Below are 26,565 nucleotides of genomic sequence, written 5' to 3'. Positions count from 1 at the left end.
GCAGGTATGTTATTGCTGGAGCGGGCGAAGGGAATCGAACCCTCCTAGCTAGCTTGGAAGGCTAGAGCATTACCACTATGCTACGCCCGCATTTCCAGTCACTTAGCGGCCTTTCGGCTACCTCGGTTTACAGGGCGGTTTACAGACCGCTCTGCTGAGGCGGCCTGATAGCCGAAAGCGGGGCCATCCGACAATAGGCTGGATGGCCCCGCCCGCGCGACGATCGAAAAGAGATGCGGACCCCGGCTCAGCGCCGCCAGCGGCGGTCTTCCTCGTAACGGATGCGGTCCTCGATCTGGGCGTAGAGGCGGTCGAGCCGCTGCTCGCGCCAGTCGTTCATGCCCGATTCGCAATAGCTGCGCTGGAGATCGGCGGCATGGCCGATCTCGTCCTCGATATCGGCGGCGGCGCGGCCGTCGATCCGTTCGAAATCGGCCTTGCGGCGGATGGCGCGGAGCAGCTGATCGGCACGGCCATCGTCGCAGATCGGGCTGGCGGCGCGGCCACCCCATTGCTGACCCGCATCGTCGCCCATCGGACGAGCGTCGGGGCGCAGGCTGCGATCGACGATGGCGTAGCGATCGCCGTTGCGCGGCACGCGGCCATAGACGTCGTCGGCCGGGGCGCGACGATCATCGGGATAGGCGGGCGCGGCGTCGCGATCGTCATCGGCATAGACCGGCCGCGGCGCGGGGACGGGCAGATCGCGCGCGACCGGCGCGGCGGCCTGGCGGCGGGGCGTGACGGGCGCCTCATCCTCGGCAAGGACCTGGCGCGCCTGACGGCCGCGCAGATCACGCGGGGCAGGCTCGACCGTCTCCTCGGCATATATCTGGCGGGCCTGGCGGGCACGCACGTCCCGTGCGACCGGCGCGGGCTGGTCCTCCGCCTCCTCCTCCTCCGGATAGGCGGCGGCATCGTCCTGCCCGCGATCGGCATAGACGGGGCGGCCATCGTCGCGGTCGTCACGAACCGGGGGCTCGTCGCGATTCTCGGCATAGACCGCGCGATCTTCCGCCTCACGCGCGACAGGCGGCGGCGCAGGCTCGGCGGCGGCGACCGCCGGCCGGGACAGGGGCTCGGCCCGGTCCTGCGCCTCGGCGGCGGCACGGCGCGCCCGCGCCAGCGCGCGGCGGGCATCGCCGGGATCGACCAGCACCGGCCTCTGTTCCTCCGGCGGAGCAGCGGCCAGGTCCTTTTCCGCCAGTTCGCGGGCGCGGTCCATGACCGGCGGCCGAGCCTCGGCCTCGGCTTCGGGCTCGGGTGCCACGGCGACCTGCGCCGGGCGCGGCTTTTCGAGCGGCGGCTCGGCGGGCTCGGGCACGGCTGCGACGGGCGCCTTGTCCTGATCCGGCTGCTGATCCGAAGTCTGGGCAAGGGCCGGTGCCATCTGCACCAGGCCGGCGGCCAGAACGCCCAGGAAAACCACCTTACGCCCCATAGAGTCCTCCAACGCAAACAGCCCCCTGGAGAGGGCCCGTGTCATCCGGTTGAAGGGCTGCCGAGTGGCGATCAGCAGTCCCGAATATCATCTTGATTGCCCCCTGGCGGGACCACCATCGGCGGGCCACCAAGCGCGCGAGCTCCCGGCTCACATCGTCCAAGCATCATGCCCCGGCGATTCCGTCAACGGCAGGATGGTGGCGCTTTTAGACTTTGTTCCATGATGCACGGCGAACCGTGCAGCACATCGGTCATTGCGCAACGGAAAGGATTGGCCGGGCCGGACCCGCGACGAGCCGAGTGTCGACAAGTGGGCGTAATGGGGTCAGCCCAAGCTGACGCCGAAGGCGGTGAATGAAAGGCCGAATGCCGTCAGCCCGGCTACGCACAGCGCGAGACAGGCGCCAGTAACCGATACCGCCATCAGGCCGTGTCCGGCATAGGTGAGGATCGGCGTATCCGGGCGCTCCTCACGCCGGTTGCGCGACAGGCTTCCCATCACGAAGGTCGCGACGAAGCCATAGGCCAGCATCAGAAAGGCCGTCATGATCCAGTTTTCCCCCGCAAAATGCTGCGCCGCACCCATCATGCGAGAGCTGAGTCGGTCAACAGGCGTCCCCGGAACGACGTCGGCGGGCAGGCTAATGCTGCGGCGAACCGTGCAGCAACAAGGTCATTGCGAAGCCAGAAGGACCACATGAACGCCCCGCTCGGTGGGGGCATAGTCGAGCCGGGCCTTGAGCGTTTGGGCCATCGCCCGGATCAGCCGGGTGCCGAGGCCGGTGCCCTGGGCGGCGCCCGACGCCATGCCGCAGCCGTCATCCTCCACCCTGAGCGCAAACTCCTCCCCGGCATCGGACAGTGCGACACGCACCTCGCCCGGGCCATCATCGGGATAGGCATATTTGCAGGCGTTGGTCACCAGTTCGGTTACGATGATGCCGAGCGCGACCGCCTTGTCGGTGGCCAGCCTCAACGGTTCGCAGGCGAGCCGGATGTGGCGTGGCGCGCGGGGCGTCGACCAGGTCTCGCCCAGCTCATCGACCAGCGAGGCGAGATAATCCGCCATGTCGACCGCCTCGACCGAATCCGAGGTATAGAGGCGCTTGTGGACCTGTGCGATCGCGGCGATGCGACGCTGGGTATCGTCGAGCGCGGCGCGGGCGACGCTTTCGGCCTCGTCGAGCTGGCGCGCCTGCATATGGACGAAGGCCGAGACGAGCTGGAGACTGTTAGCGACGCGGTGGTTGACCTCGTGGAGCAGCATCTCCAGCCGGGCGTGGCTTTCGCGCAGCTGCTGCTCGGCAGCCTCCTTCTCGCGCCGCAGGCTGACCGTGGCCAGCGCCTGGGCGATCGCCTGGCCGAGCAGATCGAAATAGTCGGCGTTGACGGTCTTCACGACATAGTCGATCGCCCCGGCCTTGAGCGCGGCCACGGCAAGCTGGCTCTCGTCCGATCCGGTGACGAAGATGACGGGCGGCGGCGCATCGAGCTTCTTGAGCGCCGACAAGGTCTGCAGCCCGTCCTGCCCCGGCATGTAATGATCGACGGCGACCAGATCGAAGCGGTCGGCCGCCGCCATCGCGACGCCCTCCGCCCCGCCCGCCGCCAGCTCGACCCGATAGCCGAGGCGGCGCAGCGCGCGCGCCGTCAGCCGGCGCAGGCCTTCGTCATCGTCGATATAGAGGATCGCGGGCGGCGTTTCGTGCATCACTTCTCTTCGAGATCGGGAACCTGGATGACCGAGAGGAACAGGCCGAGCTGGCGGATCGCCGCGGCGAAATTCTCATAGTTCACCGGCTTGGTGATGTAGACGTTGCAGCCCAGATCGTAGCAGCGCTGTATCTCCACCTTGTCGTCGGTGGTGGTCAGCACCACGACTGGCGCGCGCTTGAGCGGGCTCCCCTCGCCCTTGATCTTCGCCAATATGTCGGTGCCGCTCATGTCGGGCAGGTTGAGATCGAGCAGCACCAGCGCCGGGCCGTTGCGGGCCGGCCCCTCGGGCGCGTCGAACAGGAAGCGCAGCCCCGAGGTGCCATCGACGAAATGATGGATGGGATTGGATATGCCGGCGCGCCGGATGTTCTTCTCGATCAGGCGGGCGTGGCCCTCGTCATCCTCGATCATGACGATGTTCACGGCTTGCTGGGCATTCATGGCTTGCGATCCCCCTTAAGGATTCATGCGGCGCGCTCGCCGGCAAAGGATGCCGGCAGGTTGACGATGAAGGTGGCGCCCTGGTCAAGCTCCGATTCCACGGAGATGGTGCCGCCCAGCCGATAGGCAAGGGCACGGACATGGGCGAGGCCTATCCCTTCGCCCGGCTGATCCTGCTCGCCCGAACGGCGGAACAGCTCGAACACGCGTTCATGATCGCGTGGATCGATGCCGCGGCCATTGTCGCGGACCTCGATCAACACCCGGCCATGCTCCGCGCGCCCGCCGATCCAGACTTCGCCGGGACGGCCCGGTTTCAGATATTTGACGGCGTTCTCGACGAGATTCGACAAAATCTGCTCGAGCGCCAGCCGGTCGCTGACCAGATCAGGCAGCTGATCGGAAGTCGTGACCTTGACGCCAAGCTCATCGATCCGGTGCCGGAGCGCATCGATAACGCCGCGCGCCATCGCGGCGAGATCGAGCCGCTCGGGCGTGATCGCACGCCGCCCCTCACGCGACAGCCGCAGGATGGCATTGATCAGCCGGTCCATCTTCTCGGTCGAGGTGCGGATGAAGCCGACCGCCTCGGGCAGATCCTCCCACACGGCCGAACGCATCTCCGCGTCGACCAGCCCTGGATGGTTTTCATCGGCCCGCTCGATCAGCCCCTGGAGCGGCTTGATCGCTTCCTCCAGTTCGGCGGTGAAGCCCATGACGTTGACGAGCGGCGAGCGCAGGTCGTGGCTGACGATATAGGCGAAGCGCTGGATCTCGTCATTGGCGCGGCGCAGGTCGGTGGTCCGCTCCGCGACCGCATCCTCGAGATTCTCGTTGAGTTGGCGCAGCTCCTCCCGCGAGGCGAGGAGCTGGCCGGTGTAGCGGCGGATCACCCAGATCGAGCCGCCCGCCACCAGCAGCAGCAGCACGCCGGAGACGCCGAGCACGACGAAGAAGATGGTGACGCTGCGGTCGCGCGCGGCGGCGCGCTCGTCCAGCAGGCGCCGCTCCGCCCGCAGCATCTTCTCCGCCATCGCCTCGACTTGGCCGGCAAGCTGCTGGCGTTCCAGGACGGCCTCGTCCGAGCTGAGCTGGTTCGGCACCATCGACAGGCGGAACAGCCGATCTAGCGTGGCGCTCAGCGCCCGAATCCGGCGGACATCGGCCTGCTGCGCGGGATTGTCGCGGGTCAGGGCCGCCGTCCCCTCGATCGCGCGGAACAGGCGGCCCGACGCCTCATCATAGGTCGCGCCCGAATCGTAGCGAATCTTCAGCACGACGCCGCGCCGGGCGCTACGCATCTCCTCCAGGGCAAGCCGGATGGTGCGCACCTCGCTCTCGACCTGCTGGGTGTGATCGACCCAGCGGACCTGTTCCTCGGTGCGGAAAATCATCCCGACCGCGGAAAGGCCGGCCAGCATAACCAAGGCAAAGCCGAGGATGATCAGGAGCAGGACGGTGCGAGCAAAACGCCGTTCCGCCTGACGCTCTTCTGTCTGCTCCGGGGCTTTCATCGGCAGCGTGCGTAACCGCCGCATCCCAGCCTGCCAAATGATTTCGCGCCAAGCTGGCGCAATGTGCGGTCCCGCACGCTCCAAGTGTCGCCAAGGCCACGTTGGAGAGCTTCGAAGCTTCCATCCCCGCGTCGAGCCGGGAAGGCGGGCCCCACACGCACGCATCAGCAACGCTTTGTCGCAATCGCGCCAAGCTGGCGCAAGGCATGAACGCCATCACCGATCCGATGCGAAAGGCGGGGTGGACGGTGCGATCCAGGATCAGGGCAACGATCATGTCGGCGGGGCTGGCGGCGATACTGGGGGCGACGACGGCCCCGGCCGCCGACCTGCCGGAACGGCTGCGGGCGATGACGCCGGAAGCGTTCGGCGCCACGGCGACTCTGAAGCATGACCCCGGCGCGCGCCGCACCATCCTGTCGACCGAGGCGGGCCATGTGCCGAGCCGGGTCTCGCCGATCCGCCACCTGCTGAGCGACAACCATCTGCGCGCCGTGATCGACTGGCGGACCGGCGCCGTGCGTTACGAAGTCCACCAGCGCATCCTCTATTGGGGCGCCCATGCCCGCGATCGGCGCGGCTACGCAGCGGCAAGCTACGAGGCGCCCGACGGGCTGCGGGTCGGCGGGCTGATCGAGGCGCGCGACGGCGAGAGCTTCTGCCCCAATGAGGACAATCTGGGCCCCTGCGCGCACACCCGGCATATCGTGTTCTCGATCGGCGAGGAGGAACTCCGCGCCATCGCCGCGCGCCACCGGGATGGCGCTCCCGATCCCTGGGCCTTCCGGATCGCAGAACCGGGCGGGCGCCACTGGGAGGATGCGATCGTTCCGGCCGAGGCGGCAGGGTTGCTGATCGCACTCGATCGCCACCGCGCGGCCCAAGGTTGACCCGGCCCCGATAAAGGCAAAATCGTGGCCTTTTGCGACAAATCATTGCCGGACGGGCCACCGCACCAAAAATGACATAAAGGGCTCGGATCGGCGGGGCCATGAGCATCGCCCCATCTTTTCGCATGCTGCTGGCCGGAACGGCTTCGCTGCTGGCGGCCCCCATCGCCGCCGCCCCGCTGTCCGACGCCGAGGCCGAAGCGTTGCGCGAGGAGGTGCGCGGGCTGCGCGCCCGGCTTGCCGCGATCGAGGCGAAGCTGGGCGGGGAAGCACCTGCCGCGCCGCCCGCCACCGCCAAGCCGGCCGCCACCGCCATCGGCTGGAAGGGATCGCCCCAGTTCACCAGCGAGGATCGCAGCTTCAAGGTGAAGGGCCGCATCCAGACCGATCTTGGCCATGTCTCGACGCCGAGGGGACTGAACGACCGGGGCCTCGGCTTGTCAAACGAGGTGCGGCGGATACGGCTCGGCGGCGAGGGAAAGCTGGGCAGCGGCTTCGGCTACAAGCTGGAGCTGGAGCTGTCGGACAATGCCGTCGACCTGGTCGATACCTTCGTCACCTGGGAGAAGGGGCCCTGGCAGGTGGCGATCGGCAACCAGAATCAGTTCCAGTCGCTCGACGAACTTGTGGGCGACACGACCGGTTCGGTGATGGAGCGCGCCGCCTTCACCGACGCCTTCGGCTTCGAGCGGCGGATGGGTATCGCGTTACAGTATCGGAAGGGGGACGTGCTGCTGCAGGCCGGCGTCTTCAGCGACGATATCGACGCGCTGGCCGACAGCAGCGACGGCCCCGACGGTGGCGACGAGAATGACAGTTTCAGCCTGGACGGCCGCGCCGTCTATGCGCCCAAGGCGGGCGGGACACAGCTGCATTTCGGAGGCTCCGCGCATCTGCGCGAACTCAACCGGCTGGCCGAGAACCCGGTCCGCTACCGCCAGCGCCCCTATCTGCACAGCAGCAACAGCCGGGTGCTGGCGACGCCGGCCCTGCGCATCGAGCGCGAGCTGCATTACGGGCTGGAGCTGGCGGCGGTGCGGGGCCGCTGGCACGCGGCGGCGGAGGCCCATTGGCTGGAGGCGATCGGCCCGGGGCCGAACCGCCGCTTCTTCGGCGGCTATGCCGAGCTGGGCGTCTATCTGACCGACGACAGCCGCCCCTATCGCAGCGGCATCTTCGGCGGCGCCAAGCCCTCTTCCCCATTAGGCAAGAACGGGATCGGCGCGGTGCAGATCAATCTGCGCTACGACTATCTCGACCTCGATTCGGGGCCGATACGCGGCGGGCGGCAGAATGCGGTCATCGCGGGGCTGGTCTGGACGCCCATCGAATATCTGCGCTTCAACCTAAACCACGCCTATCTGGCCTATGACGGCGCGGCGATCGCGGCGGCGGGCCGGCGCGACTATGGCCTGCACGTCACCGGCGCGCGGATGGAACTGGATTTCTGATCCTCGGCACCGTCGCCCCGGCCGAGACCAGGGCGACGGTGGTGGGAAGGGCGCTTAGAAAGCGGCCGTCAGCGACAGCACGACCTTGCCGCTCGCGATCGACGAGCCGTTCTTGGTCGAGGAGAAATTCGGCAGCAGATAAGCCGATTCCGCCTTGGTGATGTTGGTGTCGACATAGGCGACACCGACGGTCAGCGGGGTTGTCGGAACCGCGAAGTCCACGCCCACCAGCCAGTCGACATATTTGCCCGTCGGAGCAACGCTGGTTCCGTTCGGGCCAAGGCCGCTATTGCCGTCCGAATAACCGATATGGCCCTTCAGCGTGATCGGCGTGTCCGGGATGGTGCTGGAGATATCGGCCCAGATGTAGAGATTGTCCTCCTTGTCGCCCGGCGCGTCAAAGACACCGGTCGCAGCGGAGGCGCCCGAGAAATACCAGCGGCCGAGCGCCTGCTGCTTGGGCGCATAGGCGACGCCGCCGAGCAGGTTGACCGGGCCGACCGCGCCGCTCAGCTTGGCGTAGAGCTCCGCGAAGTCGGTCTTGTCGGCGCCGCCCGGATACATGTACCAGGTCAGGCCGGCATCGAGCGCCATGCCTTCACCGAACTGGACCTTGTAGCCACCGAAGATGTCCAGCTCGGTGTTCGAGCCGCCGAACGTGCCCCAGCCCGCGAGGTTCGAACCCCAGGTGCCGACATAGAAACCGCTGGCATGGCCAAGCGTGATGCCGCCCTGGATGCCCATCTCCTTGTCGGTCTGCGAGACGCCGCGGAAGCGGTAGTCGGAAACCAGGCCGACGCTGCCGGACACGGTGACGAGCTTTTCTTCCTCCTGGGCGAGAGCCGGAGCCGACGCGAGCAGAGCAAGGACGGCGGCGGTAAGTTTCTGGAAACGCATAAGACAATCCCCTTTGTTTGTGGATCGTCCCTCCTTTGGCCGAGCTGCGCTTCCTCTAGGCGGGCCGCGTCATCCTCGACGGGGCCATTATGATGATGCGGTGCAGCATCACGTTTCCCATCTGTGACAAATCATTGCTGCGATCCGGCGCCACGCTCCTGAGGGAGAAGCGTGACGCCGGTGCAACACCTGACCGGGGCCGTGATCGTGCCGCCCGAGGGGGCGTGGCGGATCATGCCCTGTTTGTGGGAGCCTGATTGGCGCCCGGCTGAAAGCCAGGGATCAGGCCACCGAGGGGGTTGGTCAGGCTGCCATGCGCCGAAGGCCTGGGGCTTCGCCGTCAAGATTGACCTGCGTGCCTCCGGAGCGTCGTCGCTGGATCCATTCGGCCAGCATCTCGGCGGAGCTGTGATCGATCGCGGGGACGTCGCGCAGGTCGAGCCTGACCTGACGGCGATGGCCGGGGATCGATTCCAGCGCCTTGAGCAGTTTGGGGATGGTGAGGAAGGTGGCGGCGCCGGCCAGCCGGATCTCGCTATGCTCCTCCTCATGCCGCTCATGGACATCGAGCCGGAGGCGGCGCAGGTTCGGCACCAGTTCGAGCAGCGATAGACCGAGGCCGACGAGCACACCGGTCAGCAGGTCGGTCGCCACCACCATCACGAAGGTCGCCAGCCAGATCACCACCGGGAGCGGCCCGTGATGATGGAAGAGGTGACGGACGTGCGAGACCGACACCAGCCGCCAGCCGGTGACGACCAGGACCCCGGCAAGCGCCGCCATCGGAATCTCGCGCAGCAGCCAGGGGAGCAAGGCGACGAATGCGAGCAGCCAGCCGCCATGGAGGATCGCCGACAGGCGGGTCATCGCGCCTGCCTGGACATTGGCGGAACTGCGCACGATCACGCCGGTCATCGGCAGCGCGCCGGCGAAGCCGCAGAGCAGATTGCCGACGCCCTGGGCGCGCAGTTCCTTGTCGTAATCGGTGCGGACGCCGTTGTGCATCCGATCGACCGCGGCGGCCGAGAGCAGGGTCTCCGCACTGGCGATGAACGCGATGGCGACCGCGGTGACGAGCAAAGCGGGCTCCATCATCCGGCCGAGAAAGCCTTGGCCGGGCGCATCGATCGCCGCGACGATCGAGTTGGGCACATCGACCCGCACGATCGGAAGTCCTAGCAGGGCGGCAGCGAGCGTGCCGACCAGCACGCCGATCAGCGCGCCGGGAACCAGCTTCATCGAGGCGGGCCGGACCCTTTCCCACACCAGCATCGACAGGATGGTGAGCGTGCCGATCGCGAAGGCGATTTCGGCGGCGGCGACGTTCATGGTGCCGAGGCCGAGCAGGCGGGCCGGCATCGCGGCCAGGTTGGAAAGCCCGTTGGCGAGAGGCTTGGCATCGAACAGCACGTGGAACTGGCCGACGACGATCAGCGCACCGATGCCGGCGAGCATGCCATGGACCACCGCCGGCGAGATGGCGCGGAACCAGCCGCCCATCCGGAACACGCCGGCAACGAACTGGATCGCGCCGGCCAGCACGAGGATCGGGCCGAGCGCCGAAAGGCCATGGTCCCGCACCAGTTCGAATACGATCACCGCGAGGCCGGCGGCGGGGCCGCTGACCTGGAGCGGCGATCCCGCCAGCGCGCCGACGACGATGCCGCCGATAATGCCGGTGATCAGCCCTTTCTCAGGCGGCACGCCCGAGGCGATCGCGATACCCATGCAGAGCGGGAGCGCGACCAGGAAGACGACGATCGACGCGGTGAAGTCGCGCGAGAAGCTCGCCCCCGAGAACAGGGACGGGAATCCTAAGCGGGCCAGGTTCATTCGGCGGCCTCCAGAAAGGGATCGGCGGCCAGGCGCTGGGCGGCCGGGAGCGCAACCGGCAGCGGCTGATCGGCGCGAAGCGGCAGGAAGCGGCCGGTGACGCCATCGAGGCCGAGAATCTCGCCCGCGTGGATGTCGACATACCAGCCGTGCAGCGCCAGCTCGCCCCGGGCGATCGCCGCGGCGACCGAGGGGTGGGTGCGGAGGTGCGCGATCTGGGCGACGACATTCTCGAGCGAGATGATCTTCACCCGCTCCGATTCGGGAGCGTTGGGATAGCCCTCCTCCGCTACCTTCTGCGCCGCGCTGCTATGGCGCAGCCAAGCCGCGACATTGGGCAGCCCATCGAGCGAGCCGGGCTTGCACAGTGCCTTCATCGCGCCGCAGTCCGAATGACCGCAGACGATGATGTCGCGCACGCCAAGCACCGCCACGGCATATTCGACCGTCGACGTGACGCCGCCGTTCGCCTGCGAAAAGGGCGGGACGATATTGCCGGCGTTGCGGCAGACGAACAGGTCGCCAGGCGCCGCCTGGACGATATATTCGGGGACCACGCGCGAATCCGCACAGCTGATCATCAACGCCTTGGGGCTCTGCCCGTCGCGGGCGAGCTTGCCGTAAAGATCGCTGTTGCTGGGGAAGACGTGATCCTGAAAGCTGAATACGCGGCCGATCAGCTCGTTCATAACGTACCTCCTTCGAACATCGGTGATGGCCGGGGAGATAATCGGGCGCTTTTTCCGCAGCGCAGCGGGGATGTAAGGAATTATTGCTGCGCGGCCAGCCGCCGCGAAGGCCGGAAAAAAGCGATCAGCCGCGGGCGAGCGGGATATCGATCTCGGCGCGGAGCCCGCCTTCGGGGCGGTTGGAAAGGCGCAGTTCGCCGCGATGCGCGGCAGCGATCCGATCGACGATGGCGAGGCCGAGGCCGAGGCCCTCGGTATTGCGGCCACGCGCCGTATCGAGGCGCACAAAGGGCTGGCGCGCGTCCTCAAGGCGGGTTTCGGGGATGCCGGGCCCATCATCCTCGACCCGCAGCACCACCCGATCATTACCCGGTTCGACCGCGACCGTGACGTTGCTGGCATGACGCAGCGCGTTCGAGACGAGATTGTCGAGCGCGCGGCGAAGATCATGGGGCCGCACATCGGCCTCCAGATGATCGGGGCCCTGATAGGTGACCGCATGGCCGTGGTCGGCCGCATCATCGACGATCGTTTCCGCCAGCACCGCAAGATCGGAGCGGACCAGCGGCTGATCACCATCGTCGCCGCCAAGGAAGGCAAGCAGCGAGGCGATCATCGTTTCCATCTCGATCGCATCGCGGCGCATCGCATCCCGCGCGGCGCTGTCCTCGATCATGTCGATCCGCAGCCGCATCCTCGCGATCGGCGTGCGCAGATCATGCCCCACCGCCGCCAGCGCCTGGGTGCGATCGGCGATCAGCCGGTGGATGCGGTCCTGCATCGCGTTGAAGGCGCGGATCACGCGCAGCACCTCCCCCGTGCCGATCTCCGGCAGGATCACGCGATCGCCATAGCCATAGCGCTCGGCCGCCTGGGCCAGCATCCGCACCGGTTTCAGCGTGCTGCGGATCAGCAGGCTGCCGATAACCAAGAGACCCACCGCCGGCACCAGCGCCAGCAGGACGCGGCCGATCGCCAGATCCCAGCCGCCCACCGCATCGCGGGTGCCGAAGCGCACCCAGCTGCCATCGGCCAGGGTCAGCCCCCCGACCACGACCGAGTTGAGCCCGGGCGACTTGAGCCGCAGGCGGAGGTTCGAATCGGCCAGCGAAGGTTCCCAGGCGAGAACCTGCTCGCGCATCTCGCGCAGTTGGGGCGCCATCGAGGCGGTGGGAGGCGCCGAGGGCGCCCAGGCCACGTCATAGCGATCGGTGGTGAGCAGCGAGGCCATCATCGCCCGCTCCGGAACCGGGCGCTCGGCGATCAGCTTGCGGACGATAACCAGATGCTCGGCAAGGCGGTGCGCCTCGTCCTCGCGCAGCGAGAACTGGCTGGCCCGTTCATAGAGCAGGGTACTGGTGCAGAATTCGACCGTGACGGTCAGCAGGAGGATGGCAAGGATTCGCCCGACCAGACCGAGCGACGGGCGCACCAGATGGATCAAGCGCGCGTCACCTCGGCATTGAGCATATAGCCGACCCCGCGCACCGTGGTGATCGGCGCATCGCGGCCGGCACCCTGGAGCTTGCGGCGCAGCCGACTGACCAGCACGTCGATGCTGCGATCCGAACTATCACCGAGCCGGGTGCGCGACAGCTCGATCAGCCGTTCCCGCGCAATGACCCGCTGGGCATTGTGCACGAAGCTTGACAGCAGATCGAACTCCGCGCCGGTCAGATCGACCACCGCGCCGCTCGGCGATTTCAGCTCGCGCCTGGGAAAGTTGACCTGCCAGCCATCGAAGCAGGCTTCGCTGCGCCGGCCGGCGTCGGCCTGGCGGTCCATTCCGCCGCGGCGCAGCACGGCGCGCACCCGCGCCATCAGTTCGCGCGTGCCGAACGGCTTGGCCAGATAATCGTCGGCGCCGATCTCCAGCCCGATGACGCGATCGGTCTCGCTGCCCTTGGCGCTGATGAAGATGATCGGCACGTCGCTCTTCTGCCGGATCTGCCGGCACAATTCGATGCCGCTGGTGCCGGGGAGCATGATATCGAGGATGATCAGGTCGATCGGTTCGGCATTGAAGGCGATCCACATTTCCGCGCCCGTCGCGGCGGGACGGACGACATAGCCGTTCTCCTGCAATGCGCGCGCGGTGAGCACCCGCAGCGACGGATCGTCTTCGACCAGCAAGATATTGTTCGAGGTCACGAAGGGGTCCTGCGCCTGAGCATGGGCTTGCACCTATGTACGCGCACCCCATGCGTCAACCGCTGCACTGCGCAAAAACCGGAGGCGGGGGGTGCAGCAATATTTTGAAATGGTCAGGCAATAGCCCCGTCAGATTGGCCGCGCGGCGAGGGCCAGACATGATTTCTTACAGGCGCGCGATGCCGGAGCAACGCGTGCGCCATAGCTCCCGGCGACCATACCGCAAGGAGACCGCGATGCGCCTGATATTTCCCGCCCTGCCCCTGATCGCGCTGGCCGCCGCGCCACTGTCGGCCGCCGGCCTGGCCGAGACCCACCGCGAGCTGGCGGTTCCACCGGGGAAGATCCACGCCAAGGCGTTCCGCCCGCTGGCCCCGCAGCCCTGCGCGGCGGCGAAGGTGAATCCGTCGGGCAGCCGCCCGGCGGCGACCCTGCCCGCGCGCGATATGGAAGGCTGCGCCAAGGCCGAGGCCGCGCGCGCCAACTGATCATCGCTCGATCAGCCGCCAGCCGCAGGCGGCCGAAGCCGACAGGATCGAACCGCGCAGCAACGCCCCCAGCTCCCGCGCGCCGATCGCGTCGGGCCGCTGGGGCGCGGTGGCGATGACGAGCGGCCTTTCGAAATTGGGTGCGCCGATCCGCCAGGCGAGAAGCTCACCCGCGTCCAGTTCGGCGCGGACCCCCGATTCGGGCAGGATGGTAAGCGCCATGCCCTGGCGGACCAGCGCGATGGTGGCGTCCAGCGAATCAATCTCGAACAGCATGTCGAGCGAAACGCCCAGCGCGGCGGCGTGCCGGTCCACCATCTGCCGCAGCCCATGCGACGGCGTGGAGAGCACCAGCGGCCGGCCCGCCAGCGCAGCCAGCGGCACCTCCTCGCCCGGGGGAAAGGCCGGATCGCCGGTGCCGCCGATGATCGACAGCGGTTCATAGGCGACGAGTTCGGAATGGAGCGCCCGATGGGAGGGCGCATGGTAGAGGATGGCCGCATCGAGCCGGCCGCCCTGCAGCCATTCGAGCAGGGTGCCGCTGAACCCTTCCGCGATCCTGAGGCGAAGATCGGGAAAATCCTGCTGCACCCGCATCGCCAGCGGCAGCACCAGCATCCGCCCGATGGTGGGCGACAGGCCGATCGTCGCCTCCCCCGCAAGCCGGTCGCCGAACACGCGGATGGTACGGCCAAGCCGATCGGCGCGATCGAGGAGATCAGCGGATTCGGCGAGCAGCGCATTGCCCGCCGCCGTCAGCAGCACGCCCCGGCCGGTGCGGTGGAACAGCTTCACCCCCAGTTCGCGCTCGAGCATCTGCATCTGCCGGCTGAGCGCCGGCTGGGCGATGCGCAACGCCCCGCTGGCGGCCGAGAAGCTGCCGAGCAGGGCGATCTGGCGGAAGTGGCGCAGCTGCCTGAGATCCATCCGCCGATCATCGCATAGTATGGATATATTCTCCAGATATGCTGATCAGGCATATCTGAAAGTACGAAGCGGTGTTGGACAGCGCCGATCGGCCCGCCCATCGCGAGCGCGAAGGAGAACATGATGATCGGCACCCACACGGAAAGCTTTCCGGAGATTCGCGAGGCGGTGCGTCGCCTGTGCGCCGACTTTCCCGGCGAATATTGGCAGAAGCTGGATCGCGAGCGCGCCTATCCGACCGAGTTCGTCCGTGCGCTGACCGAGGCTGGCTTCCTGTCCGTGCTGATCCCCGAGGAATATGGCGGGTCGGGCCTGGGGCTGCAGGCGGCGACCGCGGTGCTGGAGGAAGTCCACCGTTCGGGCTGCAACGGCGGCGCCTGCCACGCCCAGATGTACACGATGGGCACGGTGCTGAAGCATGGATCGGCCGAGCAGAAGCAGCGCTATCTGCCCAAGGTGGCGAGCGGCGAGCTTCGGCTGCAGGCGTTCGGCGTGACCGAGCCGACCGCCGGCACCGACACCACCCGCATCCGCACCTTTGCGAGGAAGGAAGGCGACAAATATGTCGTCAACGGCCAGAAGATCTGGATCAGCCGCGCCGAGCATAGCGACCTGATGGTGCTGCTGGTGCGCACCACCCCGCGCGAGGAATGCGCCAAGCCCTCCGGCGGGATGAGCGTGCTGCTGGTCGACATGCGCGAGGCGCTGGGCAGGGGGCTGACGATCCGACCGATCCGCACCATGCTGAACCATGCCACCACCGAACTGTTCTTCGACGATCTGGAGGTGCCGGCCGAGAATCTGATCGGCGAGGAAGGCAAGGGCTTCAAATATATCCTGTCGGGAATGAACGCCGAACGCATCCTGATCGCGTCCGAGTGCATCGGTGACGGCCGCTTCTTCATCGACCGCGCCACCGCCTATGCCACCGACCGCAGCGTGTTCGGCCGGGCGATCGGCGAGAATCAGGGCATCCAGTTCCCGATCGCGCGCGCCTATGTCCAGCTCTCGGCCGCCGCCGAGATGGTCGACAAGGCGGCACGCATGTTCGACGAGGGCCAGAATGGCGGCACCGAGGCGAACATGGCCAAGATGCTCGCGTCCGAAGCGAGCTGGTATGCCGCCGACATGTGCATCCAGACCCATGGCGGCTTCGGCTTCGCAGAGGAATATGACATCGAGCGCAAATTCCGCGAGACCCGGCTCTATCAGGTGGCACCGATCAGCACCAACCTGATCCTCAGCCATGTCGCGACCCACGCGCTGGGGCTGCCCAAGAGCTTCTGATCGGAGACAGGACCGGCGATGATCGAGCTTGATGCCTATGTCGGGCGAACCGAGACGGCGCGGGACACCGCCGATGCCGAACGCATCCGCCTGCTGGCGGCGACGCTGGACCATGGCGGCCAGCCCTGGAAGGCGGGGATGCTGCCCCCGCTCGGCCATTGGCTGTGCTTCCGGCCCGACGCACCGCAATCGGCGCTGGGCGCGGACGGGCATCCGGCGCGCAGCGACACGAGCTTCCTGCCCAATGTCGATCTGCCGCGCCGGATGTGGGCGGGCAGCCGGGTGCGCTTCCTGAACGACATCCCGCTCGGCGCGGCGATGACGCGGACCTCGACGATCCGTTCGGCGGTCCACAAGCAGGGCCGTTCGGGGGCGATGGTGTTCGTCACCGTCGAGCACAGCATCGCCGCCGGAGACGGCGGCCCCGCGATCGTCGAGGAGCAGGACATCGTCTATCGCGACGCCCCCACCCCCGGCGCGCCGCTGCCGCGGGGCGAGGAGGCGGACATCGCCGCCGACGCCGCCGTCCGCCGGATCGCCCCCGACAGCGTGCTGCTGTTCCGCTATTCGGCGCTGACCTTCAACGCCCACCGCATCCATTATGACCGCGATTATACGGTGCGCGAGGAGGGCTATCCGGGCCTCGTCGTGCAGGGGCCGCTGCTGGCGACGCTGCTGATGGACCATCATCTGCGGGAGCATGGCCCCGATCGCATTGGCGGCTTCGAATTCCGGGCGATGTCCCCATTGATCGAGGGCGACGCGATTGACCTTGTCGCGGCGCATGGCGATGGCGAGACGCGCCTCCAGGCGATCGGCCCGCGCGGGCTGGCGATGGCCGCGAAGGTGACCCTGCGCTGACCTTGTAGAGCGTTGTTCAGGCGTGGGGCGCGGGCGGCGGCTCCCCCTCACGCATCACGAAGGCGAGCCGCACGGCGCTGATCCGCCACCCCTGGGGCGTGCGCCGCACCTCATGCGTGTAGCGGCCGTGGACGACGAAGTGGCGCGTCTCCCCGTCCAACAGGTAATCGTGCACATTCTGGGCGTGGGAGTGGCAGGCGCCCCGATCTCCGTCGATCTCGACGACATGGTTGGTGCTGTAGTGCAGCACCCGTTCGAACTGCTCGACCGTCCCCCGGACGCGTGCGACCCAGGCGTCGCGATCCATCACCGAGGGCGGCACGCCGCGCAGGCCGGAGGTGTCGATCGCCACCTGCTCGGCGAAGAGGCCATGGAAGGCTTTCCAGTCCGCATCGTCGAGCGCCTTTGCATAGCGGGTGACGAGCCCCGATATGTCGCGCTCCGCGAGAAGCGTGGCCAGGTCCATGTCGCCCGCCACCTATGCCCCCGCCGCTTCGGCATTGTTCACGTCGTGGGCCGCGCGGGCCGTGCCGGCGAAACGGCTGGTGGCCATGACGAGCCCGCCCAGACCGATCAGAGTGAAGATGACGAGCACCGTCATGATCGAATAGCCGAGCCCTGTCGCCGGATCGGTCCAGACATTGTCGCTGAACAGACCGATGCTGGCCGGGCCGACGCCCATCGCGGCCAGCGTGGTGACCGCCAGATAGGTCGCCGACATGATGCCGCGATGCCGCAGCGGCGTGAGCATCTGTATGCCCGAATAGGATTGCGGGCCGCCGGCCAGCACCATGATCTGGGCGATCGCATAGCCCATCATGGCGAGCCAGAGGCTGTCGGCGGCCACCATCAGTATCGCTCCCGGAATGGCGAGCAGGAACGCCCCCAGCATGACGCGCAGCGGCGCCGTCTCGACCCCGCGCCGCAGCAGCCTGTCGGCGATCACGCCGGCGGTGATGCCGCCGACCGGGCCAATCGCGACGACGACCACGCCGACGATCATCGCCGCCTCGCCCACGCCCAGGCCATAGCGCCGCACGAAGAAGCTGGGCGCCCAGGCCGCGAACAGATGGGCGTTGAGGATGGTGCAGGTGCCCGCCACGAAGAAGCCGAACACCGCGGCGCGGTGGCGCCGGATATGGCCCCACAATTCCCGCATCGCCTTGGCGGCGGCCATCGGCTTGCCCGGCCGGGCGGGTTCGCGGACGGTGAGCAGGATCAGCGCGGCCGGGATGCCGGGCAGCGCAGCGGCGAGGAACAGCGCCTGCCACGGACGGAATTCATGGCCGAGCAGCGTCATCCCGCCCTGGATGGTCAGGAAGGACAACAGCGCGCCACCGCCGATGAAGGCCACCGCCTTTCCCCCGGTGGCGCCCATCATGAAGATGCTGGTGGCGGTGCCCAGCCGGTCCCGCGCGATATAGGCGCCGATCAGCGAGATCGCGGCGGGCATCAGCGACGCCTCGCCAAGGCCGACGATCAGCCGCGCCGCGAACAGTGATTCGAAGGAATCCGCGAAGGCGCACGCCCCGGTCGCGACCGTCCAGCCCAGACAGCCAGCCGCCAGCAGCAGGCGGCGCGAATAGGTGTCGGCGATCCGCCCCAACGGGATGCCGGCCAAACAATAGAGCAGCGCGAAGGCCAGGCCCTGCAGCAGCCCGAGGCTGGTGTCGCTGAGCTGCAGATCGGTCTTCAGCGGCACCATGATCACGCCCATCAGAAAGCGATCGGTGGCCGAGATGAGGTTCACGAAGGTCAGGATGCCCAGCACGTACCAGCCGTAACGCGCGGTCGATTCCGCCGGCGGGGCGGCCGACACCAGCCGTGACGAAGACGGCAGCACCGCCACGGTTCCATCTTGTCCCATGCTACTCACACCTTCTGCGGCCATGCCGCGATTCAATCGCCCGATCGCGCCAGCGTCGACATCAGTTCGAAAAGATTGCCTTCCGGATCACGGAAATAGACCGACTGGGCGGCTTCCCCCGCCGACGACCGGCGGGGCACCGGCCCCTCGACCAGTTCGACGCCCACTGCCTGGAGATGCGCCACCGCCTGCGCGATCGGCGCGTTCCAGCGGAAGCAGATATCGAGACAGCCGGGCGCCGCCGCCGGCGCGGCAAGGCCGATTCCGTTACCGTGCCGGTGAAGGCTGAGCAGCGCATCGCCCACCGCGATCTGCTGGACGGCGATCTCCCCATCCACGCGATAGGGTTCGCGACCCACCCGCGCGCCCAGCACCCGCGCCAGGAAATCGACCATCCCGGGAAGGTCCCGGACGGGATAGGCGACATGGTCGATAGAACCGATCGGCAAATCCATGACCTCTCCAGCCCTGCACCCGATGGTGGCGCGCGAAATACGGCAGCCACCGGCACGGCGACCATCCCCGAATAGACCCGCGCCCCCTTATTGCCAAGCTTTGATTTAATCGTATGATACAAAAGTTCGAAAGGGTGGATAATGGGAGTTAAGGCGCTTTTCCGCCATGCGGCGGGCCTTTGGCCGGACAGGCCGTTTCTGGACGACGGGGCCGAGAGGCTGAGCTATGCCGCCGCCGCCGTGCGAGCCCGACGGATCGCCGCCGGCCTGTGCCCCGGCACCTCGCCGGCTGGCACCAAGATCGCGCTGCTGACCCCCAACAGTGCGGCCGGGGTCTGCGCGCTGCTCGGCATATATGAAGCCGACGCGATCTTCGTTCCGCTCAATGCCAGCTTTCCGCTGAACGAGCATCGGGCCGCGATCGACGAACTCGGTGTCTCCATCCTGCTGTTCAGCCGCAGGCTGGCCGGCGGCGTCGATGCACTGATCCGCGACTGCCCCTCCCTCACCGAAGCGATCTGCATCGACGGCGATGCGGGCGTCGGCACCCCTATCGATGCCGTGCTGGCGCGGGGCGAGGGCCACGCGCTCCCCGATCGCCCCGGCGATCCCGACGACATCGTTGCCATCTATCCGACCGGCGGATCGACCGGCCGGCCCAAGCGGGTGATGCACAAACGGCTCAACTGGACGACGATGGCCGCCTGCTTCCACAGCGCGCTGCCGGTCGACGGCGATGCGCGCTATCTGGCCGCGCCGCCGATCACCCATGCCGCTGGCGCCTTCGGGCTGATGCTGATGGCCAAGGGGGCGACCATATTCCTGCATGACGGCTTCGACGCCGCCGCGATCCTGGAGGCGATCGAGCGCGAACGGCTGACCCACCTCTATCTGCCGCCGACCGCCATCTACAAGCTGCTGGAGGAGCCCGGCATCGGCGAGCGCGACTGTTCTTCGCTGCGGGCCTTCATGTACACCGCCGCGCCGATGTCGCTCGACAAGCTGCGGCGATGCATCGCGATCTTCGGGCCGGTGATGGCGCAGTTCTGGGGCCAGATGGAGGCGCCGAGCTTCTGCACCTGCCTGCCGCCCGAAGACCATGTCGTCGACGACGAGGCACTGGCGAGCCGGCTGGCGAGCTGCGGCCGCGAGACGATGTTCATGCGGGTCGAGGCGCTGGGCGAAGACGACACGGTGCTGCCGCCCGGCGAGCGCGGCGAACTGGCGGTGCGCGGCGGGCTGGTGATGGCCGGCTATTACGAAAATCCCGAGGCGACCGCCGAGGTTTCGCGCAACGGCTGGCACATGACCGGCGATCTCGGCTTCAAGGATGCCGATGGCTATGTCCACATCGTCGGGCGCGCCCGCGACATCATCATCACCGGCGGCTACAACGTCTATCCGGCCGATATCGAACAGGCGCTGTGGGCCCATCCCGATGTGGAGGAATGCGCGGTGATCGGGGTGCCGGACGAGCTGTGGGGCGAGGCGGTGCTGGCGATCGTCCAGCCTCGGCCCGGCCATGCGCCCGACCCCGCCGCGCTGATCGCCTGGTGCAAGGACAAGGTCGGCAGCATCAAGGCGCCCAAGCGGATCGAATTGCGGGGCAACATCCCGCGCAACGCGGTGGGCAAGGTCGACAAGGTGGCGCTGCGGGCGCCCTATTGGGAAGGCCGCGCCCGCGCCGTCTGAACGGCCGCGCGGACGGAGGCGAAGGCGGCCGGGCGGGCCCGGCCGCCCGTCGGATCAGTTGAGGTCCTTGGCCGAATAGTTGAGCAGGGTCCGCGCCATCAGCAGGCGCTGGGTCTCGTTCGGCCCTTCGTAGATGTCGAGAATCCGCGCGTCGCGCAGCGCCTGCTCGACCGGCAGGCTTTCCGAGGTGCTGCCGGGGCCCAATATCTCCATGCACTCGTTGACGAGCTTGCGGACCATCAGACCCGCCTTGCACTTGGCGAGCGACGGGTAGAATTTGTCGGCGCCGTGCGCCTGCTCATGCCATTTGGCATGGAGCATGGTGAGATAGGTCGCGTCCCACAGCGCCTCCATCCGCAGGATGCGATCCTCCAGCGCCGAGCGCGTCGACAGCGAGCCCGCATAGTTCAGCGTCCGGCCGCCTTCCGCGAAACGCTCCCGCACCAGATCGAGCGCGACGCGGGCATAGCCTAGCGCCTGGCCCGCGATCAGCGCGCGGGTGCCGTTGAAGATCGAGAGGGCGTCCTTGAGATTGCCTTCCAGCCGGTTCAGCGCGGGCACCCGCACGTCCATGAAGAAGGTGGCGACGGTATCCCAGTTCCGCAGGCCCAGCTTGTCCATCTGGGGACCGACGCCATAGCCCGGCATGTCCTTCGTCACGACGAACAGGCTGATCCCCTCGTCCCCCTTCGGGCCGATCGCGCGGCACATCACCAGGATGCCGTCGGCATGGGTGGCGTTGGACGAGAATATCTTCTCGCCATTGATCACCCATTCGTCGGTGGCGGCGTCATATTGCGCCACGGTGCGCAGCGACTTGGGATCGGAGCCGCCATTGGGCTCGGACATGCCCCAGGCGAGATAGAGATCACTGAACGCCGCGACCTGCTCTGGCGTGCCGACCTTCTCGATCAACTTGCCCGACAGCGACACGTTCATCGCATCAGCATTCTGACCCTGCCAGTAGAGTGGCTTGAAGCCGTAACTCTCCTCCAGATAGATCAGCGGCTCGATGAGCGTGAGGCTGCTGAGATCGTCGGCGCGCGCCTGGGCGAAATCGCGGACATGGACGATGTCGTCCTCGCCCTCGAAAGCGAACTGGGCGGCGAAATCGGGCCGGTCGAATTCCATCGTCCGGTCGATGCTCTTGGCGCGCTTCTGGTAGCCGACCGCCTGCCGCCGGGCGAGCGAGACCACCTCCTTGTCGCCATTGGTAAGCTCAAAATCGATCATTGCGATTCTCCCGTCGATCTCCGCCGCCGTCGAGCCTCATACGGGGCTCCGGCCATGCCTTGGCCGCCATGATACATAGACAGGCAAGGATGTAAAACATTTGTTTGCCCTCAACCGTGTTTTCCTTCCAGAAGCCTTCAGGCGGCCCGGCGCCCCGCTACCTGCTCCAGGCCTGGCGGGAAGGAATGCGAAGGCGAATTCCCAATTGATGAAGATAGACGTTTCAAAAAGGCCTGCTAATATGGCTGCCATCCATTATCCGCGACATATCAGGAAAGGCGCGTCGACCCCTCCATGCAGCTTGCCAGCCAGAGAAGAAGAGCGGGGACGAACCCGGGGGCCCCTTCGACGCGGGACAGACTGAAGGCGGCGGCGCGAAGCCTGTTCGCCGAGCGCGGGATCGAAGGCACCACCGTCCGTGATATATTGACGGTCGCCGGAGAGAAGAACGGCGCCTCGCTCAACTATTATTTCCGATCGAAGGACGAATTGATCCGCGAGCTGACGGTCGACGTGTTCCGGCTGATGGATGACCGCTGGAGCGCGCGGCTGGCCGAGCTCGACCAGCGGGGCGGCGTGCGCGACATCCGCGACTATGTGCGGATCCTGGTGATTTCGTCGGATACCAGCGACATCGAGGAGGAACCGACCACGGCCCGCCTGTCCGAAGCGATCACCCATCACCGCTATCATCTGGTCCGCGAGATCCTCAAGGAGCACAAGCTCAACGCCTATGACCAGATCCTTGGCCGGATCGCCGACCTGATGAACGACATGCCGCGGCCGATCCTGCGGCAAAGGCTGCTGCTGCTGACCCGCTATCTGTCGTCGGTGTTCGCGCTCTACGAGGCGAGCCGGGCGTCGAACGCGCAGCCGCGCTCGGTCCAGCTGCCGGCGAGCGCCGACTTCGGCAACCTGATCGATACCGCCGTGGGCATGCTCACCGCGCCGGTGGTGGACGGCAACCCGGAGGGCTGAGGCCGCCGCCGGCTCAGCCCGGCGCGTAGGCGTCGAGCGCCGCCTGCAGCCCGCGCGGCGCCTTCGCCTTGCCGGGATTGTAACCCGGCATCAGCAGCCGGATGATCCGGGGCAGATGGAAGTTGCGGAAGCGCTTCATGAACTGCCGCTGGCGCGCCATCGATTCCTCGATCTCGGCCGGGCTCATGCCCGACCGCTCCTGCTCCAGCAGGGCGCCCATGATGCGCTTGTTGTGCGCGGCGAGGTGTTTGTAGGTGAAGATCACCATCTTCGCGCGGAACCACCAGTCGCCATAGATGGCGCAATAGACGTCGTGGCACACCGAGCGATGCTCATATTCCTCGCCGAGATGCCAGCGCCACATCGCGATGGTGCGCGGATCGGCATCGGCGATCAGGTCGTCGGCCTTTTCGAACAGGAACAGTGCCATGCTGAGCGCCAGCGTCTCGAAGGCGGCGGCATAGGCGCAGTTGAACTTGTGCGATTTTCCGGCCAGAAATGCGCGGTAATCGGCCCGCTTGGCTTCCTCCGCCGACTTGAGGAAGGGGTAGGTCTTGCGGAGCTCGGCATTATAGGCGTTGTGGACCTTGTAGTGGGTCGTCTCCTGCTTGATGAACAGGTCGATCTCCTTAGCCAGATGCCGGTCCCGGTCCTTCAGCATCGGCTTGGCCTGCGCCATGACCTGGTTCAGATAGGGCTCCACCGCGGGCGCGCCCGCCGATCCGGCCGTGAACAGCGAGGCGAATTCGATATTCCGCGTCCAGCGGGCGGGTACACCGGTGAAATCGATCTCGGGCTGACGATGTACTAGCTCGGTCACGGCAGGGTCTCCCAGAATTAATATGTTTATATCATACGACTATTGATCGAGCCAGCCGGCACTTGGCGGCGAGGCCGGGGTGGCGCTGAAGCGCGGCGCCGGGGCTGGCTGAACATGGCCGCCGACGTCGATGAAAGCCGCTCTGACCTGACTGTGCGGATCGAGCGGCGCCTCCGCGAGCGACAGGACGGGCGCGAAGCAGGCGTCGCAATCCTCGAAGATGGCGGTCCAGTCATCCCGGCTGCGGCTGCGGAACAGCTCCTCCAGCCGCGCGCGCATCGCCGGCCACGTAGCGCGATCGTGCTGCCGGGCGAACAGCGGATCGTCGGTCAGGCCGAGCCGATCGAGCAGCAGCGCATAGAATTGCGGCTCCAGCGCGCCGATTGCGACATGGCGGCCATCGGCGGTCTCATAGCTGTCGTAGAAGGGGGCGCCGCTATCGAGCAGGTTGACGCCGCGCTCGTCGGCCCATTGGCCCTGTGCCAGAAAGGACCAGGTCATCGCGCCGATCAGCCCGGCGCCGTCCACCATCGCGCAGTCGATCACCTGGCCCTGGCCAGTGCGCCGCGCGGCCATGACGCCCGCCAGCATCCCGAAGGCGAGCATCATGCCGCCGCCGCCGAAATCGCCCACCGCATTGATCGGCGGCGTCGGCTTGCCGCCGGCCCGACCATAGCCGTGAAGATTGCCGGCCCGGGCGATATAGTTGATGTCGTGCCCGGCCCGCGGCGCCAGCGGTCCGGCCTGGCCCCAGCCCGTCATCCGGCCATAGACGAGCCGGGGATTGTCCGCGAGCAGCAGGGCCGGACCGAGGCCCAGCCTTTCCATCACGCCGGGGCGGAAGCCCTCTATCAGCCCGTCGGCGTCCCGGGCCAGCGCCCGCACCGCGGCGATCACGGCGGGGTCCTTCAGATCGAGGACATGGGCGGCGCGCGACCGCAGCAGCACATCCCGGTCGCCGAGCGGCGCCGCCGTGCCGAACGGATCGCCGGGCCGTTCGATGCGGATCACTTCCGCGCCATGATCGGCCAGCATCATCGCGCAGAACGGCCCCGGACCGATCGAGGCGATCTCGATGATCCGCAACCCCTGCAGCGCGCCCTGGCCGCCGCTCCCCTTCCAGCTCAGCACCGCCCCTGCCCCATGGCGCTCAGGCGGCGACCGGGGCTTGCCGGCGGACCGGAGCGCTGCGCAGCAGGCCGCCCGGCCGGGCGCCGCTGTCCTCGCCATTCTCCTGGATCACCACACCGTTGACGATGGTGGCGACATAGCCCGTGGTCTTCTGCATCAGGCGCGGCGCGCCGGTCGGCAGGTCGCTGGTCAGATGCGGCTGGAGGAAGCCGAGCCTGTCGAAGTCGATCACATTGATGTCGGCCTTGTAGCCGACGCTGACCTGTCCCCGGCCGGTGAGGCCGTAGGTGCGCGCCGTGTCCGAGGTCTGCTTCTTCACGACCGTCTCCAGCGGCAGCCGGGCTCCACGCGTCCGGTCGCGCGCCCAATGGGTGAGCATGAAGGTGGGCACGCCCGCGTCGCAGATCACCGCCACATGGGCTCCGCCGTCGCCGCCGCCCAGCACCGTGTCCGGATCGCTGAGCATCTCGCGCTGGGCTTCGAGATCGCCGTAATTGTAGCCGGCCATCTGGTGGAGGATCGCGCCCCGGCCGCCATCCTCCAGCAGCGCATCGAGCGCCACGGCACGCGGATCGCGGCCTTCGCGCTGCGCAATGGCGGAAATCGAGTTGGCGGGATCGGGCTCATAGTCGATCGGCGTGGTGACGGGGTACATGTCCTTCCAGGCGTCGCCGAACAGCTTCTTGTAATGATCGCCCTTGCGGGTCTGGCCCTGCGCGCCCTCCTCCACGATCTTCGCGCGCAGGTCCGGATCGGCCTTCAGGCGCGCGACCCGCTCCGCGAAGGGCAGATGATCGAGGCTGCGCATCGTCGGCGACTCGAAGAAGGGGTTGATCTTGTTCTCCAGGGTCAGGATCGCGCCGACAGCCCGCGAATAGACCTGGGGCGTTACATCGGCGCCGTCGGCACGCGCCGAACGGCATTCGGCGAGCAGATCCCGCCACAGATCGGGCGCGCTGGACACCTGCAGGCAGAGGAAGGTCACCGGGATGCCGATCCGCTGCGAGATATCCTTCATCCAGGCGATTTCCTGCTGCGGGGCGAGCAGATCGTCACCGCTGAGGCCGTTGGGCGCCACTTCGAAGATGCCGCGCCCGCTGTCGCCGACCGCGCGGGCGATCGCCTCCAGCTCGGGCAGCCCCGCCGTCGCGCCCGGCACGCGGGCACCGTCGATCGCGCGGTGCATGATCGAACGGGTGGTCGAGAAACCGAAGGCGCCGGCCTCCATCCCCTCACGCACGGCTTCCGCCATGCGGGCGATCTCCTCGCCGGTCGCTTCCTCATTCTCGGCGCCGCGCTCACCCATCACATAGGCACGCAGTGCCGCGTGCGGAATCTGCGCGGCGATGTTGAGCGCGTAGGGCCGGCGGTCGAGCGCATCGAGATATTCGGGGAAGCTCTCCCACTCCCACTGTATGCCTTCGGACAGGGCGGCGCCGGGGATGTCCTCCACCCCCTCCATCACCCCGATCAGCCATTCGCGCTTGTCCTTGTGGACGGGCGCGAAGCCGACGCCGCAATTGCCCATCACGATCGTCGTGACGCCATGCCAGAAGGACGGGGCGAGCTGCGAATCCCAGGTGACCTGGCCGTCATAATGGGTGTGGATGTCCACCCAGCCCGGCGTCACCAACAGACCGCGCGCATCGATCACCCGGCGGGCGGGCGCGTCGATCGTGCCGATCTCGACGATCTCGTCACCCCGGATGCCGACATCGGCGACGCGCGCGGGCGCGCCGGTGCCGTCGATCAGCGTCCCGCCCTTGATCAGCAAATCCAGCATGAAGCCTCCAGTTCGAAA

General features: G+C 67.4%; 25 protein-coding genes and 1 tRNA gene. 7 read left to right on the top strand and 19 right to left on the bottom strand.

Annotation, left to right across the window (positions count from 1 at the left end):
* Positions 1–16 precede the first annotated feature (16 nt).
* From CMV14_RS04150 to CMV14_RS04125, 6 genes are all read right to left on the bottom strand, one after another.
* Positions 17–90: transfer RNA gene (locus CMV14_RS04150), tRNA-Gly, on the bottom strand.
* Positions 91–247: 157 nt separating this feature from the next.
* The gene (locus CMV14_RS04145; RefSeq protein ID WP_066959503.1) at positions 248–1,441 is read right to left on the bottom strand and encodes a hypothetical protein; all 1,194 of its coding nucleotides are present in this window, start codon (positions 1,439–1,441) and stop codon (positions 248–250) included.
* Positions 1,442–1,768: 327 nt separating this feature from the next.
* Positions 1,769–1,990, bottom strand: coding sequence for a hypothetical protein (locus CMV14_RS04140; RefSeq protein WP_139114673.1), 222 nt, complete (start codon positions 1,988–1,990; stop codon positions 1,769–1,771).
* A gap of 126 nt (positions 1,991–2,116) precedes the next feature.
* Positions 2,117–3,154, bottom strand: coding sequence for a response regulator (locus CMV14_RS04135; protein ID WP_066959507.1), 1,038 nt, complete (start codon positions 3,152–3,154; stop codon positions 2,117–2,119).
* Positions 3,154–3,600, bottom strand: a complete 447-nt coding sequence (locus CMV14_RS04130) for a response regulator (protein WP_066959509.1) — start codon at positions 3,598–3,600, stop codon at positions 3,154–3,156. Before CMV14_RS04130 ends, CMV14_RS04135 begins: the two co-directional genes overlap by 1 nt.
* Before the next feature lie 23 nt (positions 3,601–3,623).
* The gene (locus tag CMV14_RS04125; protein ID WP_238147185.1) at positions 3,624–5,138 is read right to left on the bottom strand and encodes a sensor histidine kinase; all 1,515 of its coding nucleotides are present in this window, start codon (positions 5,136–5,138) and stop codon (positions 3,624–3,626) included.
* A 182-nt stretch (positions 5,139–5,320) separates the two neighbouring features.
* Between CMV14_RS04125 and CMV14_RS04120 the strand changes: the two genes are divergently transcribed.
* Positions 5,321–6,004: a hypothetical protein gene (locus CMV14_RS04120; protein WP_066959511.1), complete on the top strand. Its 684-nt coding sequence runs from the start codon at positions 5,321–5,323 to the stop codon at positions 6,002–6,004.
* A 101-nt stretch (positions 6,005–6,105) separates the two neighbouring features.
* Positions 6,106–7,455: an OprO/OprP family phosphate-selective porin gene (locus tag CMV14_RS04115; RefSeq protein ID WP_083215672.1), complete on the top strand. Its 1,350-nt coding sequence runs from the start codon at positions 6,106–6,108 to the stop codon at positions 7,453–7,455.
* Positions 7,456–7,509: 54 nt separating this feature from the next.
* Here CMV14_RS04115 and CMV14_RS04110 read toward each other — a convergent pair whose 3' ends face one another.
* The 5 genes from CMV14_RS04110 to CMV14_RS04090 form a co-directional block, all read right to left on the bottom strand.
* Positions 7,510–8,352 carry a TorF family putative porin gene (locus CMV14_RS04110; protein WP_066959515.1) on the bottom strand — a complete coding sequence of 281 codons (843 nt, stop codon included), beginning with the start codon at positions 8,350–8,352 and terminating at the stop codon, positions 7,510–7,512.
* 303 nt (positions 8,353–8,655) lie between these two features.
* Complete coding sequence (locus tag CMV14_RS04105) at positions 8,656–10,185, bottom strand: SulP family inorganic anion transporter (protein WP_066959517.1); 1,530 nt, start codon at positions 10,183–10,185, stop codon at positions 8,656–8,658.
* Positions 10,182–10,874, bottom strand: coding sequence for a carbonic anhydrase (locus CMV14_RS04100; protein ID WP_066959519.1), 693 nt, complete (start codon positions 10,872–10,874; stop codon positions 10,182–10,184). Before CMV14_RS04100 ends, CMV14_RS04105 begins: the two co-directional genes overlap by 4 nt.
* Before the next feature lie 124 nt (positions 10,875–10,998).
* Positions 10,999–12,318, bottom strand: a complete 1,320-nt coding sequence (locus CMV14_RS04095) for an ATP-binding protein (protein WP_096367671.1) — start codon at positions 12,316–12,318, stop codon at positions 10,999–11,001.
* Positions 12,315–13,025: a response regulator transcription factor gene (locus CMV14_RS04090; RefSeq protein WP_066959744.1), complete on the bottom strand. Its 711-nt coding sequence runs from the start codon at positions 13,023–13,025 to the stop codon at positions 12,315–12,317. Before CMV14_RS04090 ends, CMV14_RS04095 begins: the two co-directional genes overlap by 4 nt.
* A 236-nt stretch (positions 13,026–13,261) precedes the next feature.
* Here CMV14_RS04090 and CMV14_RS04085 point away from each other — a divergent pair, with 236 nt between their 5' ends.
* The gene (locus CMV14_RS04085; protein ID WP_066959750.1) at positions 13,262–13,513 is read left to right on the top strand and encodes a hypothetical protein; all 252 of its coding nucleotides are present in this window, start codon (positions 13,262–13,264) and stop codon (positions 13,511–13,513) included.
* Here CMV14_RS04085 and CMV14_RS04080 read toward each other — a convergent pair whose 3' ends face one another.
* Complete coding sequence (locus CMV14_RS04080) at positions 13,514–14,440, bottom strand: LysR family transcriptional regulator (RefSeq protein ID WP_066959521.1); 927 nt, start codon at positions 14,438–14,440, stop codon at positions 13,514–13,516.
* 123 nt (positions 14,441–14,563) lie between these two features.
* On the opposite strand from CMV14_RS04080, the gene CMV14_RS04075 reads away from it, so the two are divergent.
* Entirely contained in the window at positions 14,564–15,727 is a 1,164-nt protein-coding gene (locus CMV14_RS04075; protein ID WP_096367828.1) for an acyl-CoA dehydrogenase family protein, read from the top strand.
* 18 nt (positions 15,728–15,745) lie between these two features.
* A complete protein-coding gene (locus tag CMV14_RS04070) occupies positions 15,746–16,588 on the top strand; it encodes an HTD2 family dehydratase (RefSeq protein ID WP_066959524.1) in 843 nt (280 codons plus the stop codon).
* 16 nt (positions 16,589–16,604) lie between these two features.
* On the opposite strand, the gene CMV14_RS04065 is transcribed toward CMV14_RS04070, so the two are convergent.
* The 3 genes from CMV14_RS04065 to CMV14_RS04055 are packed head-to-tail and all read right to left on the bottom strand — an operon-like array spanning position 16,605 to position 18,910.
* Positions 16,605–17,054: a nuclear transport factor 2 family protein gene (locus CMV14_RS04065; protein ID WP_139114674.1), complete on the bottom strand. Its 450-nt coding sequence runs from the start codon at positions 17,052–17,054 to the stop codon at positions 16,605–16,607.
* 12 nt (positions 17,055–17,066) lie between these two features.
* Positions 17,067–18,455 (bottom strand): MFS transporter, encoded by a 1,389-nt coding sequence (locus CMV14_RS04060; RefSeq protein ID WP_083215673.1) that lies wholly within the window; start codon positions 18,453–18,455, stop codon positions 17,067–17,069.
* Between the two features lie 32 nt (positions 18,456–18,487).
* Positions 18,488–18,910: a glyoxalase/bleomycin resistance/extradiol dioxygenase family protein gene (locus CMV14_RS04055; RefSeq protein ID WP_066959528.1), complete on the bottom strand. Its 423-nt coding sequence runs from the start codon at positions 18,908–18,910 to the stop codon at positions 18,488–18,490.
* A gap of 141 nt (positions 18,911–19,051) precedes the next feature.
* Between CMV14_RS04055 and CMV14_RS04050 the strand changes: the two genes are divergently transcribed.
* Positions 19,052–20,602: an AMP-binding protein gene (locus tag CMV14_RS04050; RefSeq protein WP_066959531.1), complete on the top strand. Its 1,551-nt coding sequence runs from the start codon at positions 19,052–19,054 to the stop codon at positions 20,600–20,602.
* A 54-nt stretch (positions 20,603–20,656) separates the two neighbouring features.
* Here the strand turns inward: CMV14_RS04050 and CMV14_RS04045 are convergent, their stop codons facing one another.
* Complete coding sequence (locus tag CMV14_RS04045) at positions 20,657–21,835, bottom strand: acyl-CoA dehydrogenase family protein (RefSeq protein ID WP_066959533.1); 1,179 nt, start codon at positions 21,833–21,835, stop codon at positions 20,657–20,659.
* Positions 21,836–22,129: 294 nt separating this feature from the next.
* Between CMV14_RS04045 and CMV14_RS04040 the strand changes: the two genes are divergently transcribed.
* Complete coding sequence (locus CMV14_RS04040; RefSeq protein WP_238147184.1) at positions 22,130–22,813, top strand: TetR/AcrR family transcriptional regulator; 684 nt, start codon at positions 22,130–22,132, stop codon at positions 22,811–22,813.
* A 13-nt stretch (positions 22,814–22,826) separates the two neighbouring features.
* Here CMV14_RS04040 and CMV14_RS04035 read toward each other — a convergent pair whose 3' ends face one another.
* Genes CMV14_RS04035 through CMV14_RS04025 form a run of 3 tightly spaced genes read right to left on the bottom strand, consistent with a single transcriptional unit; the run spans position 22,827 to position 26,547 of the window.
* Positions 22,827–23,633 carry a metal-dependent hydrolase gene (locus CMV14_RS04035; RefSeq protein ID WP_066959535.1) on the bottom strand — a complete coding sequence of 269 codons (807 nt, stop codon included), beginning with the start codon at positions 23,631–23,633 and terminating at the stop codon, positions 22,827–22,829.
* Between the two features lie 39 nt (positions 23,634–23,672).
* Entirely contained in the window at positions 23,673–24,764 is a 1,092-nt protein-coding gene (locus tag CMV14_RS04030; protein WP_269148373.1) for a CaiB/BaiF CoA transferase family protein, read from the bottom strand.
* A 19-nt stretch (positions 24,765–24,783) separates the two neighbouring features.
* On the bottom strand, positions 24,784–26,547 hold the full coding sequence (locus tag CMV14_RS04025) for an N-acyl-D-amino-acid deacylase family protein (RefSeq protein WP_066959537.1): 1,764 nt from the start codon (positions 26,545–26,547) through the stop codon (positions 24,784–24,786).
* Between the last annotated feature and the right edge of the window lie 18 nt (positions 26,548–26,565).

Origin of the sequence: Rhizorhabdus dicambivorans, from assembly GCF_002355275.1 — a bacterium.
Classification (GTDB): domain Bacteria; phylum Pseudomonadota; class Alphaproteobacteria; order Sphingomonadales; family Sphingomonadaceae; genus Rhizorhabdus; species Rhizorhabdus dicambivorans.
This window is presented reverse-complemented; position numbering and strand designations above follow the sequence as displayed.

Bases quoted from the DNA above. Each gene is read 5' to 3' on its own strand.
- CMV14_RS04065 (WP_139114674.1), bottom strand. From the start codon at position 17,054: ATGGACCTGGCCACGCTTCTCGCGGAGCGCGACATATCGGGGCTCGTC.
- CMV14_RS04060 (WP_083215673.1), bottom strand. From the start codon at position 18,455: ATGGGACAAGATGGAACCGTGGCGGTGCTGCCGTCTTCGTCACGGCTG.
- CMV14_RS04075 (WP_096367828.1), top strand. From the start codon at position 14,564: ATGATCGGCACCCACACGGAAAGCTTTCCGGAGATTCGCGAGGCGGTG.
- CMV14_RS04085 (WP_066959750.1), top strand. From the start codon at position 13,262: ATGCGCCTGATATTTCCCGCCCTGCCCCTGATCGCGCTGGCCGCCGCG.
- CMV14_RS04140 (WP_139114673.1), bottom strand. From the start codon at position 1,990: ATGACGGCCTTTCTGATGCTGGCCTATGGCTTCGTCGCGACCTTCGTG.
- CMV14_RS04080 (WP_066959521.1), bottom strand. From the start codon at position 14,440: ATGGATCTCAGGCAGCTGCGCCACTTCCGCCAGATCGCCCTGCTCGGC.
- CMV14_RS04145 (WP_066959503.1), bottom strand. From the start codon at position 1,441: ATGGGGCGTAAGGTGGTTTTCCTGGGCGTTCTGGCCGCCGGCCTGGTG.
- CMV14_RS04070 (WP_066959524.1), top strand. From the start codon at position 15,746: ATGATCGAGCTTGATGCCTATGTCGGGCGAACCGAGACGGCGCGGGAC.
- CMV14_RS04050 (WP_066959531.1), top strand. From the start codon at position 19,052: ATGGGAGTTAAGGCGCTTTTCCGCCATGCGGCGGGCCTTTGGCCGGAC.
- CMV14_RS04120 (WP_066959511.1), top strand. From the start codon at position 5,321: ATGAACGCCATCACCGATCCGATGCGAAAGGCGGGGTGGACGGTGCGA.
- CMV14_RS04100 (WP_066959519.1), bottom strand. From the start codon at position 10,874: ATGAACGAGCTGATCGGCCGCGTATTCAGCTTTCAGGATCACGTCTTC.
- CMV14_RS04130 (WP_066959509.1), bottom strand. From the start codon at position 3,600: ATGAATGCCCAGCAAGCCGTGAACATCGTCATGATCGAGGATGACGAG.
- CMV14_RS04105 (WP_066959517.1), bottom strand. From the start codon at position 10,185: ATGAACCTGGCCCGCTTAGGATTCCCGTCCCTGTTCTCGGGGGCGAGC.
- CMV14_RS04135 (WP_066959507.1), bottom strand. From the start codon at position 3,154: ATGCACGAAACGCCGCCCGCGATCCTCTATATCGACGATGACGAAGGC.
- CMV14_RS04025 (WP_066959537.1), bottom strand. From the start codon at position 26,547: ATGCTGGATTTGCTGATCAAGGGCGGGACGCTGATCGACGGCACCGGC.
- CMV14_RS04040 (WP_238147184.1), top strand. From the start codon at position 22,130: ATGCAGCTTGCCAGCCAGAGAAGAAGAGCGGGGACGAACCCGGGGGCC.
- CMV14_RS04055 (WP_066959528.1), bottom strand. From the start codon at position 18,910: ATGGATTTGCCGATCGGTTCTATCGACCATGTCGCCTATCCCGTCCGG.
- CMV14_RS04110 (WP_066959515.1), bottom strand. From the start codon at position 8,352: ATGCGTTTCCAGAAACTTACCGCCGCCGTCCTTGCTCTGCTCGCGTCG.
- CMV14_RS04125 (WP_238147185.1), bottom strand. From the start codon at position 5,138: ATGCGGCGGTTACGCACGCTGCCGATGAAAGCCCCGGAGCAGACAGAA.
- CMV14_RS04045 (WP_066959533.1), bottom strand. From the start codon at position 21,835: ATGATCGATTTTGAGCTTACCAATGGCGACAAGGAGGTGGTCTCGCTC.
- CMV14_RS04115 (WP_083215672.1), top strand. From the start codon at position 6,106: ATGAGCATCGCCCCATCTTTTCGCATGCTGCTGGCCGGAACGGCTTCG.